Source organism: Pseudundibacterium arcticum (assembly GCF_042646465.1).
Lineage (GTDB): Bacteria > Pseudomonadota > Gammaproteobacteria > Burkholderiales > Burkholderiaceae_D > Undibacterium_A > Undibacterium_A arcticum.
The window spans coordinates 81,997-94,791 of sequence record NZ_JBHRTP010000002.1 but is presented as its reverse complement, the minus strand read 5'-3'; the positions used below and the strand labels follow the sequence as shown (position 1 = coordinate 94,791).

Genomic DNA, 12,795 nt, shown 5'->3' with positions numbered 1-12,795 from the left:
AGTCTTTGTTTGCTTATACGTGCGCGCGGCTTTGCACGACACGGAAGCGGTTGGCGACGAAAGCCGCATCCGACAGCGACGCGTTTGCCGCCGGATTCGCACCGGTGCCGTGGAAATCGCTGAAGGCGGCAGACTGGTTTACAAAAACGGCGCCGGTCAGATTGATCGACAGCGCGACGCCGGCGTCCTCTGCGGCGCTACGCGCATCGGCGATGACTGCTGCGCTACTGGAATACACCGACAGGGTCAATGCACCATGGTCACGTGCGCCCTTTTCGGCCAATGCAATGCTGTGTGCTGTGCTGTCGGTAGCAATGCCGAACGAAATCGGGCCGAAAAATTCCTGCATGATCTTGCTCTCGTCAACTTCGCTTACCTTCACCAGCAGTGGTGTACGGATGCGCGCATCCGGGAACAACGGGTGCGCCAGCGCCTTGCTGTCGACCACGATTTCACCGATGGCGCGCGCGGCGTCGATGCGGTCGAGCACCCCGACATTCTGGATTGCGCCCAGCACCTCGACGGCCTTGGCCGGGTCGCTGGTCAGCTTGGCGATGCTGTCGCCGATCGCAGCAACCACCTGGTCGAAGCCGACGCGTCCTTCCGGCGTATCGACGCCATCCTTTGGAATGTAAATGTTTTGTGGTGCAGTACACATCTGGCCGGAATACAGCGTGAGTGAAAACGCGATATTGCGCACCATGCCCTTGAAGTCGTCGGTCGAGTCGATGATGATCTGGTTGACGCCTGACTTCTCGGTAAATACCTGCGCCTGGTGCGCATTGCGCTCCAGCCAGTTGCCATTCTGGCTGCTGCCGGTAAAGTCGATCAGGCGGATTTCCGGACGGGTCGCAAGTTCCACTGCCGTGTTGTCGCCCTGCTCATGTGCCGCCAGCGTCACGATGTTCGGATCAAAGCCGGCTTCTTCCAGCACTTCGCGTGCGATCTTTACCGTAATAGCCAACGGCAGGATGGCGCCGGGATGCGGCTTGACGACGACCGCGTTGCCGGTCGCGAGACTTGCAAACAGGCCTGGATAGCTGTTCCAGGTCGGGAACGTGCAACAGCCAATGACAAGGCCGACGCCGCGCGGTACAACGCTGTAATGCTTTTCCATCTTCAGCGGCTCGTTCTTGCCCTGCGGCTTTTCCCAATACGCCATTTTCGGAATCTTGCGCATTTCCTGCCATGCGTACGCCACTGCTTCCAGGCCGCGGTCCTGCGCATGCGGGCCGCCTGCCTGGAACGACATCATGAATGCCTGGCCGGTGGTGTGCATCACCGCATAAGCGATTTCAAAGCTGCGCTGGTTCAGGCGTTGCAGGATTTCCAGCGACACGCCAACCCATGCCTCCGGTCCAGCCTTGCGCCATGCAGGCGACGCGGTTTTGATCGCGGCGAACAATTGGTCGAGGTCTGCCTTCGGATAGGTAATGCCAAGATTGAATCCGTAGGGCGACGCCTCTTTTCCGGCCTGACCGACAGTCGCCGCCTGCGCCAGCGCGAACGGCTTTCCCAGATGGGCCTCGTACGCGGCCTTGCCATCGTCGTTCGCAGTTTCGCCATACACTTTCGGGCTCGGCATTTCGGTATAGGCGCTCCAGTAACCGCGCTGCTCGATTGCTTCTGTCGCCTGCTGCAGCAGGGCTTGGTGACGGTCAAAAAAAGGATGAGACATGGTACATTTCTCCAATATTCAAATTATTCAGCGCTAAACTTAGTGATCCTGATCGAAATCCATGACCACTTTGTCGGACACCGGAAAGCTCTGGCAGGACAGTGCGAAGCCACGTGCGACTTCGTAGTCTTCAAGCGCATAATTGGCATCCATGTCGACCTTGCCGTCCAGCACCTTGCAGCGGCAGGTAGAGCACACTCCGGCCTTGCAGGAGTAGCGCATGTCGATGCCTTGTTTGAGGGCCGCGTCGAGCACCGACTCCTTGTCCTTTTCCATTGTGAAATTGATGTGGGCTCCGTCAATAATCAGCGTGACCTCGCAGTCCTGGCTGCCGGCGGCTGGCCGCGTACTCGGGAGATGCTGGTGCTTCGGGACACTGGCCGCAAACAGCTCGACCTTGATTTTTTCCTTCGGCAGTCCGTTGGCCTGCAATGCTTCCGACACGTCGTGCATCATCTGTTCCGGACCGCAGATAAATGCCTGATCGATGTCGCCGAGCGCCACCCAATGCTTGAAGAATTGCTCGCATTTCTCCTTGGTGATGCGACCATTGAACAGCTCGATGTCCTGCTGCTCGCGGCTCATTACATAGACCAGCTTGAACCGGCCCAGATAGCGGTCTTTCAGATCCGCCAGCTCTTCCTTGAAGATCACCGACGACGATGCGCGGTTGCCGTAGAACAGCGTGAATGTGCTGTGCGCTTCGGTGATCAGCGTCGTCTTGATAATGGACAGCATCGGCGTGATGCCGCTGCCGGCGGCGAACGCCAGGTAGCGCTTGCGGTTTTCCGGAGACAGCGGCGCGCTGAAGTGGCCCATCGGCGGCATGACCTCGATGACGGCGCCCGCCTGCAGCATGTCGTTGGCCCAGGTTGAAAATGCGCCGCCCGGGGCACGCTTGATGGCGACGCGCAAGGTGTTTTCCTGGACTGCGGAGCAGATCGAATAGGACCGGCGCACGTCTTCGTCGTTGATCATGGTGCGCAGTGTCAGGTGCTGGCCTGGCGCATAGCGATACGTATCCTGCAATTCCGGCGGCACCGCAAAAGTGACCGCAATGGTGTCGCGCGTCTCGTTGGTCACTTGCGCGACGGTCAGTGGATGAAACTTGCTCATGACGGAATGCTCCCAAATTGCGCCAGGCGCCCGGCGCGGCGCGCCCAGGACTAATGGCATTTAAAATAATCGAATGGTTCCAGGCAATCGTCGCAGCGGTACAGCGCCTTGCACGGTGTAGAGCCGAACTGGCTGCTGCAGCGTGTATTGGTCGAACCGCAGTGCGGACAGGCCACCTTCAAAGCGTCAGGTCTCTTGCGCGTGATGCGGCTGATGTCGATCACCTGTTGCGCCGGCGGCGCGATGCCGTATCCCTTCAGCTTGATCTTGCCGGCTTCCGACATCCAGTCGGTGGTCCAGGCCGGCGACAGCTTCGTCTTCATCCTGAAACGCGCAATGCCGCGGCTCTTGAGCGCTGCTTCGATGGATTCGGCAATGACCAGCATTGCCGGGCAGCCGCTGTAGGTCGGCGTGATGGTGACGATGCATACCTCGCCTTCCCACGCGACATCGCGCACGATGCCCAGGTCGACCACCGAAATTACCGGAATTTCGGGGTCGGGGACCTCGGCCAGCCAAGTCCAGATTTGCTCGGTGCTTGCAGTCACGGCGCTCACCATGTGGCGCCTGGATAAGCCCGCTGCAGGAATTGCATTTCAGCCAGCAGATAACCCAGCTTCTCGGTATGCACACCCTGCTTGCCGCCCTTTTGCATCCATGCGTCGATCGGCGGCGCCTCCAGCGTCGCTTCTTGCAAGATCTCGGTCACATGATCGATCCAGGGCGCACGCAGGCTGGCTAGATCCGGTGCGACGCCCTGCGCCAGCATGGCTTGATCAACCTTGTCCGCCTCGAACATTTCACCGGTGAACATCCACAGGTCGTTTACCGCGTTCTGCATCATGCTATGGCTCTGCTCGGTACCGTCGCCCAGACGCACGATCAAGTCACCGCTGCGACGCAAGTGATAGCGCACTTCCTTCAGCGATTTTTCAGCGACCGCGGCGATGCGTTCGTCGGATGAATCCACCAGCTTTTCCAGCAACAGGTAATGCCAGGCATCGAAGTAAAACTGCCGCGCCAGCGTATCGGCATAGCTGCCGTTGGGCTGCTCGACCAGCAACAGGTTGCGAAATTCGTGGGCGTCGCGCAGGAACGCCAGCTGGTCTTCATCGCGGCCGGCGCCTTCGATCTCGCCGGCATAGGTGAACCAGAAACGGGCTTGCCCGATCAGGTCGAGCGCGACGTTGGTCAATGCCATGTCTTCTTCCAGCGCCGGGCCCTTGCCGCACAGTTCCGACAGGCGCTGGCTCAATACCAACGCGTTGTCCGCCAGGCGCAGCAGGTATTCGAATTGTGGATCCGCCATTTTATTGTCTCCGCGCCGGCTTACAAGTTTTTGACTTCTTCCGGCATCGGGAAGAAGGTCGGGTGGCGATATACCTTGCTGTTGGACGGCTCGAACAACGCCGACTTGTCGCCCGGGCTGCTGGCGGTGATGTGGTCCGCCTTCACCACCCAGATGCTGACGCCTTCATTGCGCCGGGTGTACACGTCGCGCGCATTGTTGACTGCCATTTCCGCGTCCAGCGCGTGCAGGCTGCCGACATGCTTGTGCGCTAGGCCATGCTGGCTGCGAATGAAAATTTCCCACAGGGGCCATTCTTTACTCATGAAATTCTCCTTTGGAAATTTAGGCAGCAAGCTGCGTCTGTGCCTTGCTGCTTTCTTGTTTGTCGGCGTGCGCTACCAGCGCATCGCGAAACCACTCGCCGTCGTCGTACGCCTTGACGCGCGTGCGCAGGCGGTCGCGGTTGCAAGGGCCGTTGCCTTTGAGGATATTGTTGAACTCGGTCCAGTCGATCTCGCCGAACTCGTAATGCTGGGTCTCTTCATTGAGCTTGAGGTCGGGGTCGGGCACAGTCAAGCCGAGGAATTGGGCTTGCGGCACGGTCTGGTCGACCATCTTCTGGCGCAACTCGTCGTTCGAGAACAGCTTGATGCGCCATGCGGCGGATTGTGCGCTGTTGACCGATTCCGCATCGGATGGGCCGAACATCATCAGCGACGGCCACCACCAGCGGTTCAATGCATCCTGCGCCATCTGCTTTTGCTGCGGCGTGCCGTTGCACAGCGCCAGCATGATGTCGTAGCCCTGGCGCGCATGGAACGATTCTTCCTTGCACACGCGCACCATTGCACGGGCATACGGACCGTACGAACAGCGGCATAGCGGGACCTGGTTGATGATGGCGGAGCCGTCGACCAGCCAGCCGATGGCGCCCATATCGGCCCAGCTCAGGGTCGGGTAATTGAAGATGCTGGAATACTTGGCCTTGCCGGAATGCAGGCCGCCCAGCAACTCGTCGCGCGAGACGCCCAGGGTTTCGGCGGCGCTGTACAGGTACAGGCCATGACCTGCTTCATCCTGGATCTTCGCCAGCAGGATGGACTTGCGCTTCAGGCTCGGTGCGCGCGTGACCCAGTTGCCTTCCGGCAGTTGACCGACGATTTCGGAATGCGCGTGCTGCGAGATTTGCCGGATCAGGGTTTTGCGGTAACCCTCCGGCATCCAGTCCTTCGCCTCGATCTTGATGCCTTCATCGACGCGTTGCTGAAACGCGCGCTCTTCAGGCGCCATCTCATCCAGGGAGCGTATGTGCTTGCTGCCGGTTTCCACCAATTGTGCGTACATGGCCTTACTCTCCTATGCAACGAATTGCGAATTTGCCGACTCCGCTCCACGGAGCGCCAAACGGTGTTGGGCAAATTCGAAAGGCTTGATCCAAGTCATTTCTTTTCGGCTGGATCTTGTTTAACTGAGGATTCATCATACGATACATAAATTATGATGTAAATACTATTTCACGTATCACTTTAATTATTTGTATCATGTTGAAATGTATGATTGCCGCCCAAGCCCTAAGAAATGCCGTGATACCTGTATCATTTGGCGGTTTGGCAGCGCTCCTGGCATTTACCAGCCTCGATGCGCCTGTTATTCCGCATTGCACAAAAACCATTTTCATTGTCACTATGCCGTCGACCAAAAACCCAGCAATCAAGAAGTGGATTGAACAATTTTTGGCGCACAGCCCGCCACGCACCAAATCCGTGGTGATGACGCTGTTCGGTGACGCGATTACGCCTCATGGCGGCGAAGTGTGGTTGGGCAGCCTGATTGAGCTGCTGGCACCTTTCGGCATCAGCGACCGACTCGTACGCACCAGCGTGTTCCGGCTCGCGGAAGAAGGATGGTTAGATGCCACACGTGAAGGCCGGCGTAGCCTGTATGCGCTGAATGCGTCTTCGTCGAGCCGTTTCGAGCGTGCGTATCAGCGTGTGTACGCACCATCGGACAGGCCGTGGCAAGGGAAATGGACGCTACTGTTCGCGACCTCCGGCGGGATCACGGCGGCACAACGTTCCGGGCTGCGCAAGGAGTTGCTGTGGGAAGGCTTCGGGATGATAGCACCGGCAATTTTCGGACATCCGAGTGCTGATCCGCAAGTGATCGGGGAAATTCTCAATCGGGTCGGCGTGCGCGGCACGGTCTTTGTTTGCACCGCATCCGAGGCAGAACTAGTGGATGGCCGCCCGCTCAGTGACCTGGTTGAAGAATGCTGGCAGTTGGAATCGGTGGTCGCCGATTATGAGCACTATATCGAGCGCTTCGCGTCACTGCCAAAACTCTTGAACATGAAAAATGCGCTTGACCCGGAACAGGCGTTCGTAGTCCGTACATTGGCCATCCACGAGTTCCGCCGCGCGCAGTTACACGATCCGCAACTACCGCTGGAACTGTTGCCCGCACGTTGGCCTGGCAAAACCGCGTATGACCTGTGCTATCAGATCTACCACGCCGCGTATGCCAATGCCGAGAAATACGTACTCGATACCTTGCGCCGCGAAGACGAAAACGCACCGGAGGCCGCATCCTACTTTTATCAGCGATTCGGCGGGCTGACCTAAGCATTGAAGCTGTGTCGGATCAGTCGGCCGTTTATCCAAAAGCCAGGCATCGTTACATATGCCTAGCTTTTTTAGACTGTCATAGGCGACCAGCGCACCATCCTGATATAACGACAAGGATTTAAGTCCGATAGACTGCTAGTTTTTCACGCGCCTGCGTATCGCCAACATAACTAAACGGGCAGCTGGGCGATCGTCAATGTCACGGGTTTATTTTTCAAGTCAAGGCACTGAATGAATTCATCAACGAACAAAAAATACTCATCGCACAATTTGCGCTCACCGCGCCGTTCTTGTGTATATCCAAACGCGCTGGCACGCGCGATGCGAGGCTTGCGTCATGTTCAATCAGGCTGCTGCAATGTTTGCTCAAGATTCATCACACCCTCAATAGCGTTTTAGACGTTCGACTACAAAATCGATGAAGCAGCGCGCACGTGAGGAAAGAAACCGCGTTTGAGGATAAATGAACTTGATAGGCTGAGGTACCGAATAATAATCCTGAAGAAGCCACTCGACACGACCGTTCAGGATGTCCGAGCCGATCACCCAATCCGGAACCTGCGCAATACCGAGATTAGCAAGCACGGCATCGTAAACCGCGTCCAAATCGTCCGCACGTACCGATCCTGACACGTCAACCACCTGTCGTCCTTGCTCCGATTCAAACTCCCAGCGGCTATGCTTTGTTGTGCTCGCATATGCAATGCAATTGTGGGCGGTTAGCTCGACCGGGGATTCGGGACGGCCGCGCCGCGAAAGATAAGCGGGTGTCGCGACGAGCTTGGGTTGAGCAATGCCCAAGGAACGGGCCATAAGCGTACTGGGCGGCAGATTACCAATGTGGATCGCCAATTCCAGTCCCTCTTCCACTAGGTCGACCAAAAGGTTGGTAAACCGAATGTCAAAAACCACTTGCGGATGTTGTTCAAGAAAGTCCGGAAGCAGCGGCATAATGCATTTACGGCCAAATGAACTTGGCATCGACATACGAAGGATTCCGCTGGCCTTGTCTTGCTTGCCATCTTGGGGCAACTTCATTCCTCCCAAAGCATCTAAAAGTTGACGCACATGTGGGTAGAGCCTTAGGGCCTCGGCAGTGGGGCGTACCTTGCGGGTAGTGCGGGCGAATAGTTGAACCCCAAGGGTCGCCTCAAGCGACGCAATCTGCTTGCTTACGGTCGACTGCGAAATGCCCTGCTCCCTTCCCACAGCGGAAAAGCTGCCAATTTCGATCGCTCGAATGAACGCCTTGTATCCCTGAAGACCATCCACAGCACACCCGCATTAAGGCCGATTTGGAATATATATTATACGGATTTATGGGGTTCCATATCGAATCAATAGTCCATATTCTTTGCCTCAGATTCTTTTAAACACAACCACCGAAGGAGACAGGAATGAATAAACGGATCGGGATTATCGGCGCAGGAACCGCTGGTTTGCATTTGGGATTGTTTCTCAGGCAACACGATGTGGACGTCACAATTTTTACTGACCGCCCACCTGAAGCCTACGCCGGATTGCGCCTATTGAATACCGTGGCCCATCATAGCGTGACAATCGAGCGAGAGATTGCGTTGGGCGTAGACCACTGGCCTTCCAAAAAATATGGATACTTTGGTCACTACTACTATATCGGCGGTCCCAATCCACTCAAATTTTATGGTGATCTCAGGTCACCCAGTCGCGGAGTGGACTATCGCCTCCTTCAGCCTCGTCTGATGGAGGAGTTTCTTAACCGCGGCGGAAAAATCGAATACAAGGAGCTGACAGCCGAGGACGTGCCCACAGTCGCTGCGCGCTTTGATTTGCTGGTTGTCTGCACAGGGAAAGGACCACTCGGACAGATGTTTCAGCACCAGCCTGACCATTCCCCCTTTGAACAGCCACAGCGTGCGCTCTGCGTGGGATTGTTCAAAGGCATTTCCGAAGCGCCGATCCGGGCCGTAACCATGACATTTTCCCCTGGGCACGGTGAAATGATCGAGATTCCAACCGTGTCGTTCGGCGGTATGGTAACCGCATTGGTCATAGAGAATATTCCAGGTGGAGACATGGAAATTCTCGCTAAAACGAAGTACGACGAGAACCCGCGTGCCTTCCTTGATCTTCTGCTGAATAAACTGCGGAAACACCATCCCACGGTTGCAGAACGGATCGACGAAAAGGAATTCGACTTGGCCAATGGACCGCTCGACATCCTGCAGGGAGGAGTAACACCGACGGTCAGGACCAGCCACATCATATTGGACGGCGGAAAGGTAGCTCTTGCGCTCGGAGATGTTCAAGCGGTAGTAGACCCAGTGCTCGGGCAGGGTGCAAACATGGCGTCCTATGCAGCCTGGATCGTGGGCGAAGAAATTATTCGCCATGAAGTATTCGACGAGCGGTTTTGCGAGCATGTCAACCTCCGGCGGCAGGATCGCGTTCTAGGCGCGACGCGGTGGACCAACTACATGTTGACCAACTTGAGATTGCTGCCCGTGGAACTGCAGCAGTTTATTTTCGCATTGAGTCAGCATCGTGATCTAGCCGACGAATTCACCGACAACTTCAATTATCCAGAGCGCCAATGGGATTGTTTCGCCAGCCCGGAACGCATGCGCGCCTGGTGCGCCAAATATCAGCGTACCGAAAGCCCCGCATTGGCACTTGCTGAGAACGCCGAACTTTCGATGCAGTAAAACGGCGACATTCTTTCATTTCCAAGTTAAGGACGGATACTTATGGAAACCAATTGCGCTCCCTTTCCCGGTGCGGCGTCACCCGATCCGGTTCGGTATCGAAAGGCGATTTCCCATTTTCCTACCGGGATAGCCATTGTTGCTTCCGAGGACGACGAAGGAGGCATACATGGAATGACAGTCAGTAGCTTTACTTCCATAAGTCTCGAGCCGCCTACCGTGATGGTCTCACTAAAGGCCGGCAAGATGCATCAGCTGATTAGCCGGCAAGGAGGGTACGGCGTGAGTATCTTGCGCGAAGACCAACAAAGCTACTCAGTACACTTTGGCGGCCGTCCACATACGCTTCTCGAGCCTGACTTTGTCGTTCGCGAACGGGTGCCGACCGTCCGGGATAGTTTGGCTTGGTTTGAATGCGAGATTATAGAACGCATTCAAGTGCAAGATCACACTTTGTTCATTGCCCAGGTCGTCGCATGTGGCCACCACGAAGGCTCGCCGCTGATATTTTTTGCAAGCCGCTACCACCGGCAAGCACTGGAGGGCTGTTAAATCCCTCGCTGCTGCACCTTTTTTGGGTGTGAAGCCCATAGCCGAGAAAGACTCGCCAGTTCGGAACTCAAGCCTCAATTTTGAATTGACGAGCGGGCAGTGGCATGGCTTGCCTGAAGACCTGCAGAAAAAGCCGTAATTTTTACTAATAAGGAGACATCATGCTTAACAATTTTCAAAAGAAGATGGCCGGACACGGCATTCTAATGATTTTCAGCACCCTGGCTTTCGGCGTCGGACTCTGGATGCATCTGGTTGGTGGCTTCGAGGTCATTCCCGGCTATATTTTGCAGTTCAATGTCCCAGGAACCCCGGAAGGATGGGCTCGCGCCCACGTGGGCCCGGCATTGAATGGAATGATGGTAATTGCCGTTGCTTTCGTACTGCCCGGATTGGGTTTTGCAGAAAAAACTGCTCGACTTTTGGGCTGGACTATTGTCGCTGATGGTTGGTCCAACGTGATCTTTTACTTGTTCTCCAACTTCTCCCCAAACCGAGCACTTACATTCGGGCCCAATAAGTTCGGGCCTGGAGACATATTCAGCTGGATTGCACTTGCGCCGGCATACGTTTTCGGTGTGCTTGCGATGATTGCGCTCTTCATGATTGGTACGCAAGCGCTCAAAGCTTCATCCGTTCACCGGCCAACCGCCGCGCTCTCTAAAGAACACTCTCGCATTTAGTAAAAATAATTCAGCTTTGCTCCAATCGAAGCGCATCCCTTTTGGATCCAAAGCCGAGTGACTGGTCGCGAGCTTGCGCCATGGGCCTGCTCGCGCCCATCCGGCTATGAGGTCCGAAGAACCAAGGCCACAAACGACACCAAAACACGAATGTTTAAGGAGACACGAATGACCACGACGATGGCGCACCCAGCACAAGGAAATAACGAACGGCTTCGTAATAAAATGCTGATTTCTGGCGAATGGACAGACGCCGAATCGGGTAATACGCTCCCTGTCTACAATCCAGCAACGGGCGAACAAATCGCTGCAGTTCCGGATGCCGGTCCGGCGGACATTGATCGAGCGGTGACTTCCGCAGCGCAGACATTTGCGTCATCCCAGTGGCGGGCCATGCAACCTGCGGCGCGCGAGAGAATTTTGCTCAAACTCGCTGATCTTATCGAGGCACATGGCGAAGAGCTTGCTCACCTTGAAACACTCAACAACGGCAAGCTTTTGGCCTATTCGCGCATGTTCGAAGTAGGCGCCAGCGCGCAATGGTTGCGCTACATGGCAGGCTGGGCAACAAAAATCTCGGGCTCGACGCTGGATCTATCGTTGCCGCTTCCGCCCCACATTCGAACCAGGGCTTCCACACAGCGCGTGCCAGTAGGCGTGGTCGGCGCCATCATCCCTTGGAATTTCCCCCTGCTGATGGCCGTATGGAAGGTGGCTCCAGCACTTGCATGCGGGTGCACAGTGGTACTTAAGCCTGCCGAGGAAACGCCTTTGACGGCATTGCGGCTTGGCGAACTCGCCCTGGAAGCAGGCCTTCCGCGAGGAGCGTTAAATGTCGTGACAGGGCGGGGAGAGACGGCCGGGGCTGCCCTCGTCAAGCATCCCGCGATCAACAAAATTGCATTTACCGGATCGACAGAAGTCGGCCGAATTATCGGCGCTGTGTGTGGTGAAAATCTAAAGCGGGTTTCTCTTGAGCTCGGTGGCAAGAGTCCCGTTATTGTCCTCGATGACTGCGATCCGCAGGCCGCTGCCGAAGGTGCGGCAAGCGCGATCTTTTTCAATCACGGACAGGTATGCACTGCCGGCTCACGCCTTTATGTTCATGAAAAAATCTACTCTGAAGTGGTCGATCGCCTCGTGGTATTGGCAAACAACATGGTGGTGGGATCGGGTCTGCACGAAGGTTCGCACATGGGGCCACTCGTATCCGAGCACCATCACCGGCGCGTCCTCAAACTTATCGAAACAGGTGTAGACGACGGCGCCGAGCTCCTATGCGGCGGCGGGATGGGCGGACCAGGATATTTCGTCAAGCCAACCATTTTTGGTAACCGTGATAATCGGCCGATTCGTCTTTTGGAACAGGAAGTTTTCGGACCCGTGCTCGTCGCCATGTCATTTTCGGACAACGACGACGTGATCCGTTCCGCCAATGCATCGGTTTACGGGCTAGGCGCCAGTATCTGGACAAATGATCTTTCGGCGGCGCTACGATTTACCGATTCTCTCGAGGCGGGTACGGTTTGGATCAATACGCACAACATGGTTGATCCTAATCTACCTTTCGGCGGTTTCAAGCAGTCCGGTGTGGGCCGAGAGCATGGGGCGGCGGCAATCGAAAACTACACTGACACCAAATCTCTAGTCATCGCATATTGAGTATTCCGCGACTGAACCATGGCAATCCTTCGTTGTGGCTGTTCGTTTAGCTGCGAGCGAAGCGCGTCGAAGGTGGAGAGAGGCACGATGTTCCTTGCCATTTAATGGAACAGGGATCTGTGGGGGCGGTTTGAATGGCTCTCTCATTTCTTCTCGTGCTGAACTTCTCCGCTGACCCGCGAGGCTTCAGGTTCCGCCACTACTGGTTACACAAGCCAACAGTGTCAAGCGAAATATTTTTTACGTTCAGACAAAACGGTGGTCAGCTAGACCTAGCCAATCTCACTCACCAAATAAATTTCGATGAGCCATCCCATGCAACCAACCAAGATATGCATTCGAAACTGGCTAAAAGATCGTCAACTCAATCCCAAGCCACTGCCAAGCATAGAGCAGATCAAGGCGAATCTAGGTTGGGAACGGTCAACCGCGCGCCTGGAGCATGTAGAGCCGCATACTCAAAGCCAGGCAGCTCTAGAAAAATAGAGTTCCTGGCGTGGCCTCG

General features: G+C 55.9%; 12 protein-coding genes. 5 read left to right on the top strand and 7 right to left on the bottom strand.

What is annotated here, in order from left to right:
- Positions 1 to 13 precede the first annotated feature (13 nt).
- From paaN to paaA, 6 genes are read right to left on the bottom strand one after another with little or no spacing between them, the layout of a single operon-like run.
- Positions 14 to 1,678, bottom strand: a complete 1,665-nt coding sequence (gene paaN / locus ACFOFO_RS00635; protein ID WP_390324847.1) for a phenylacetic acid degradation protein PaaN — start codon at positions 1,676 to 1,678, stop codon at positions 14 to 16.
- A 39-nt stretch (positions 1,679 to 1,717) separates the two neighbouring features.
- The gene (gene paaE / locus ACFOFO_RS00630) at positions 1,718 to 2,794 is read right to left on the bottom strand and encodes a 1,2-phenylacetyl-CoA epoxidase subunit PaaE (RefSeq protein ID WP_390324849.1); all 1,077 of its coding nucleotides are present in this window, start codon (positions 2,792 to 2,794) and stop codon (positions 1,718 to 1,720) included.
- Between the two features lie 50 nt (positions 2,795 to 2,844).
- A complete protein-coding gene (gene paaD, locus ACFOFO_RS00625; protein WP_390324850.1) occupies positions 2,845 to 3,354 on the bottom strand; it encodes a 1,2-phenylacetyl-CoA epoxidase subunit PaaD in 510 nt (169 codons plus the stop codon).
- Positions 3,348 to 4,103, bottom strand: a complete 756-nt coding sequence (paaC, locus tag ACFOFO_RS00620) for a 1,2-phenylacetyl-CoA epoxidase subunit PaaC (protein ID WP_390324852.1) — start codon at positions 4,101 to 4,103, stop codon at positions 3,348 to 3,350. Before paaC ends, paaD begins: the two co-directional genes overlap by 7 nt.
- A 20-nt stretch (positions 4,104 to 4,123) precedes the next feature.
- The gene (paaB, locus tag ACFOFO_RS00615; RefSeq protein WP_390324854.1) at positions 4,124 to 4,408 is read right to left on the bottom strand and encodes a 1,2-phenylacetyl-CoA epoxidase subunit PaaB; all 285 of its coding nucleotides are present in this window, start codon (positions 4,406 to 4,408) and stop codon (positions 4,124 to 4,126) included.
- A 19-nt stretch (positions 4,409 to 4,427) separates the two neighbouring features.
- The gene (gene paaA, locus ACFOFO_RS00610; protein ID WP_390324856.1) at positions 4,428 to 5,429 is read right to left on the bottom strand and encodes a 1,2-phenylacetyl-CoA epoxidase subunit PaaA; all 1,002 of its coding nucleotides are present in this window, start codon (positions 5,427 to 5,429) and stop codon (positions 4,428 to 4,430) included.
- A 239-nt stretch (positions 5,430 to 5,668) separates the two neighbouring features.
- On the opposite strand from paaA, the gene paaX reads away from it, so the two are divergent.
- Entirely contained in the window at positions 5,669 to 6,706 is a 1,038-nt protein-coding gene (gene paaX / locus ACFOFO_RS00605) for a phenylacetic acid degradation operon negative regulatory protein PaaX (RefSeq protein ID WP_390330528.1), read from the top strand.
- A 387-nt stretch (positions 6,707 to 7,093) separates the two neighbouring features.
- Here paaX and ACFOFO_RS00600 read toward each other — a convergent pair whose 3' ends face one another.
- Complete coding sequence (locus ACFOFO_RS00600; protein ID WP_390330526.1) at positions 7,094 to 7,981, bottom strand: LysR family transcriptional regulator; 888 nt, start codon at positions 7,979 to 7,981, stop codon at positions 7,094 to 7,096.
- Between the two features lie 125 nt (positions 7,982 to 8,106).
- Here ACFOFO_RS00600 and styA point away from each other — a divergent pair, with 125 nt between their 5' ends.
- From styA to styD, 4 genes are all read left to right on the top strand, one after another.
- Positions 8,107 to 9,393 carry a styrene monooxygenase subunit StyA gene (styA, locus tag ACFOFO_RS00595; RefSeq protein WP_390330524.1) on the top strand — a complete coding sequence of 429 codons (1,287 nt, stop codon included), beginning with the start codon at positions 8,107 to 8,109 and terminating at the stop codon, positions 9,391 to 9,393.
- Positions 9,394 to 9,435: 42 nt separating this feature from the next.
- Positions 9,436 to 9,945, top strand: coding sequence for a styrene monooxygenase NADH-dependent flavin reductase subunit StyB (gene styB, locus ACFOFO_RS00590; protein ID WP_390330523.1), 510 nt, complete (start codon positions 9,436 to 9,438; stop codon positions 9,943 to 9,945).
- 161 nt (positions 9,946 to 10,106) lie between these two features.
- Entirely contained in the window at positions 10,107 to 10,628 is a 522-nt protein-coding gene (styC, locus tag ACFOFO_RS00585) for a styrene-oxide isomerase StyC (RefSeq protein ID WP_390324867.1), read from the top strand.
- Between the two features lie 168 nt (positions 10,629 to 10,796).
- The gene (gene styD / locus ACFOFO_RS00580; protein ID WP_390330522.1) at positions 10,797 to 12,290 is read left to right on the top strand and encodes a phenylacetaldehyde dehydrogenase StyD; all 1,494 of its coding nucleotides are present in this window, start codon (positions 10,797 to 10,799) and stop codon (positions 12,288 to 12,290) included.
- The last annotated feature ends 505 nt before the right edge of the window (positions 12,291 to 12,795 follow it).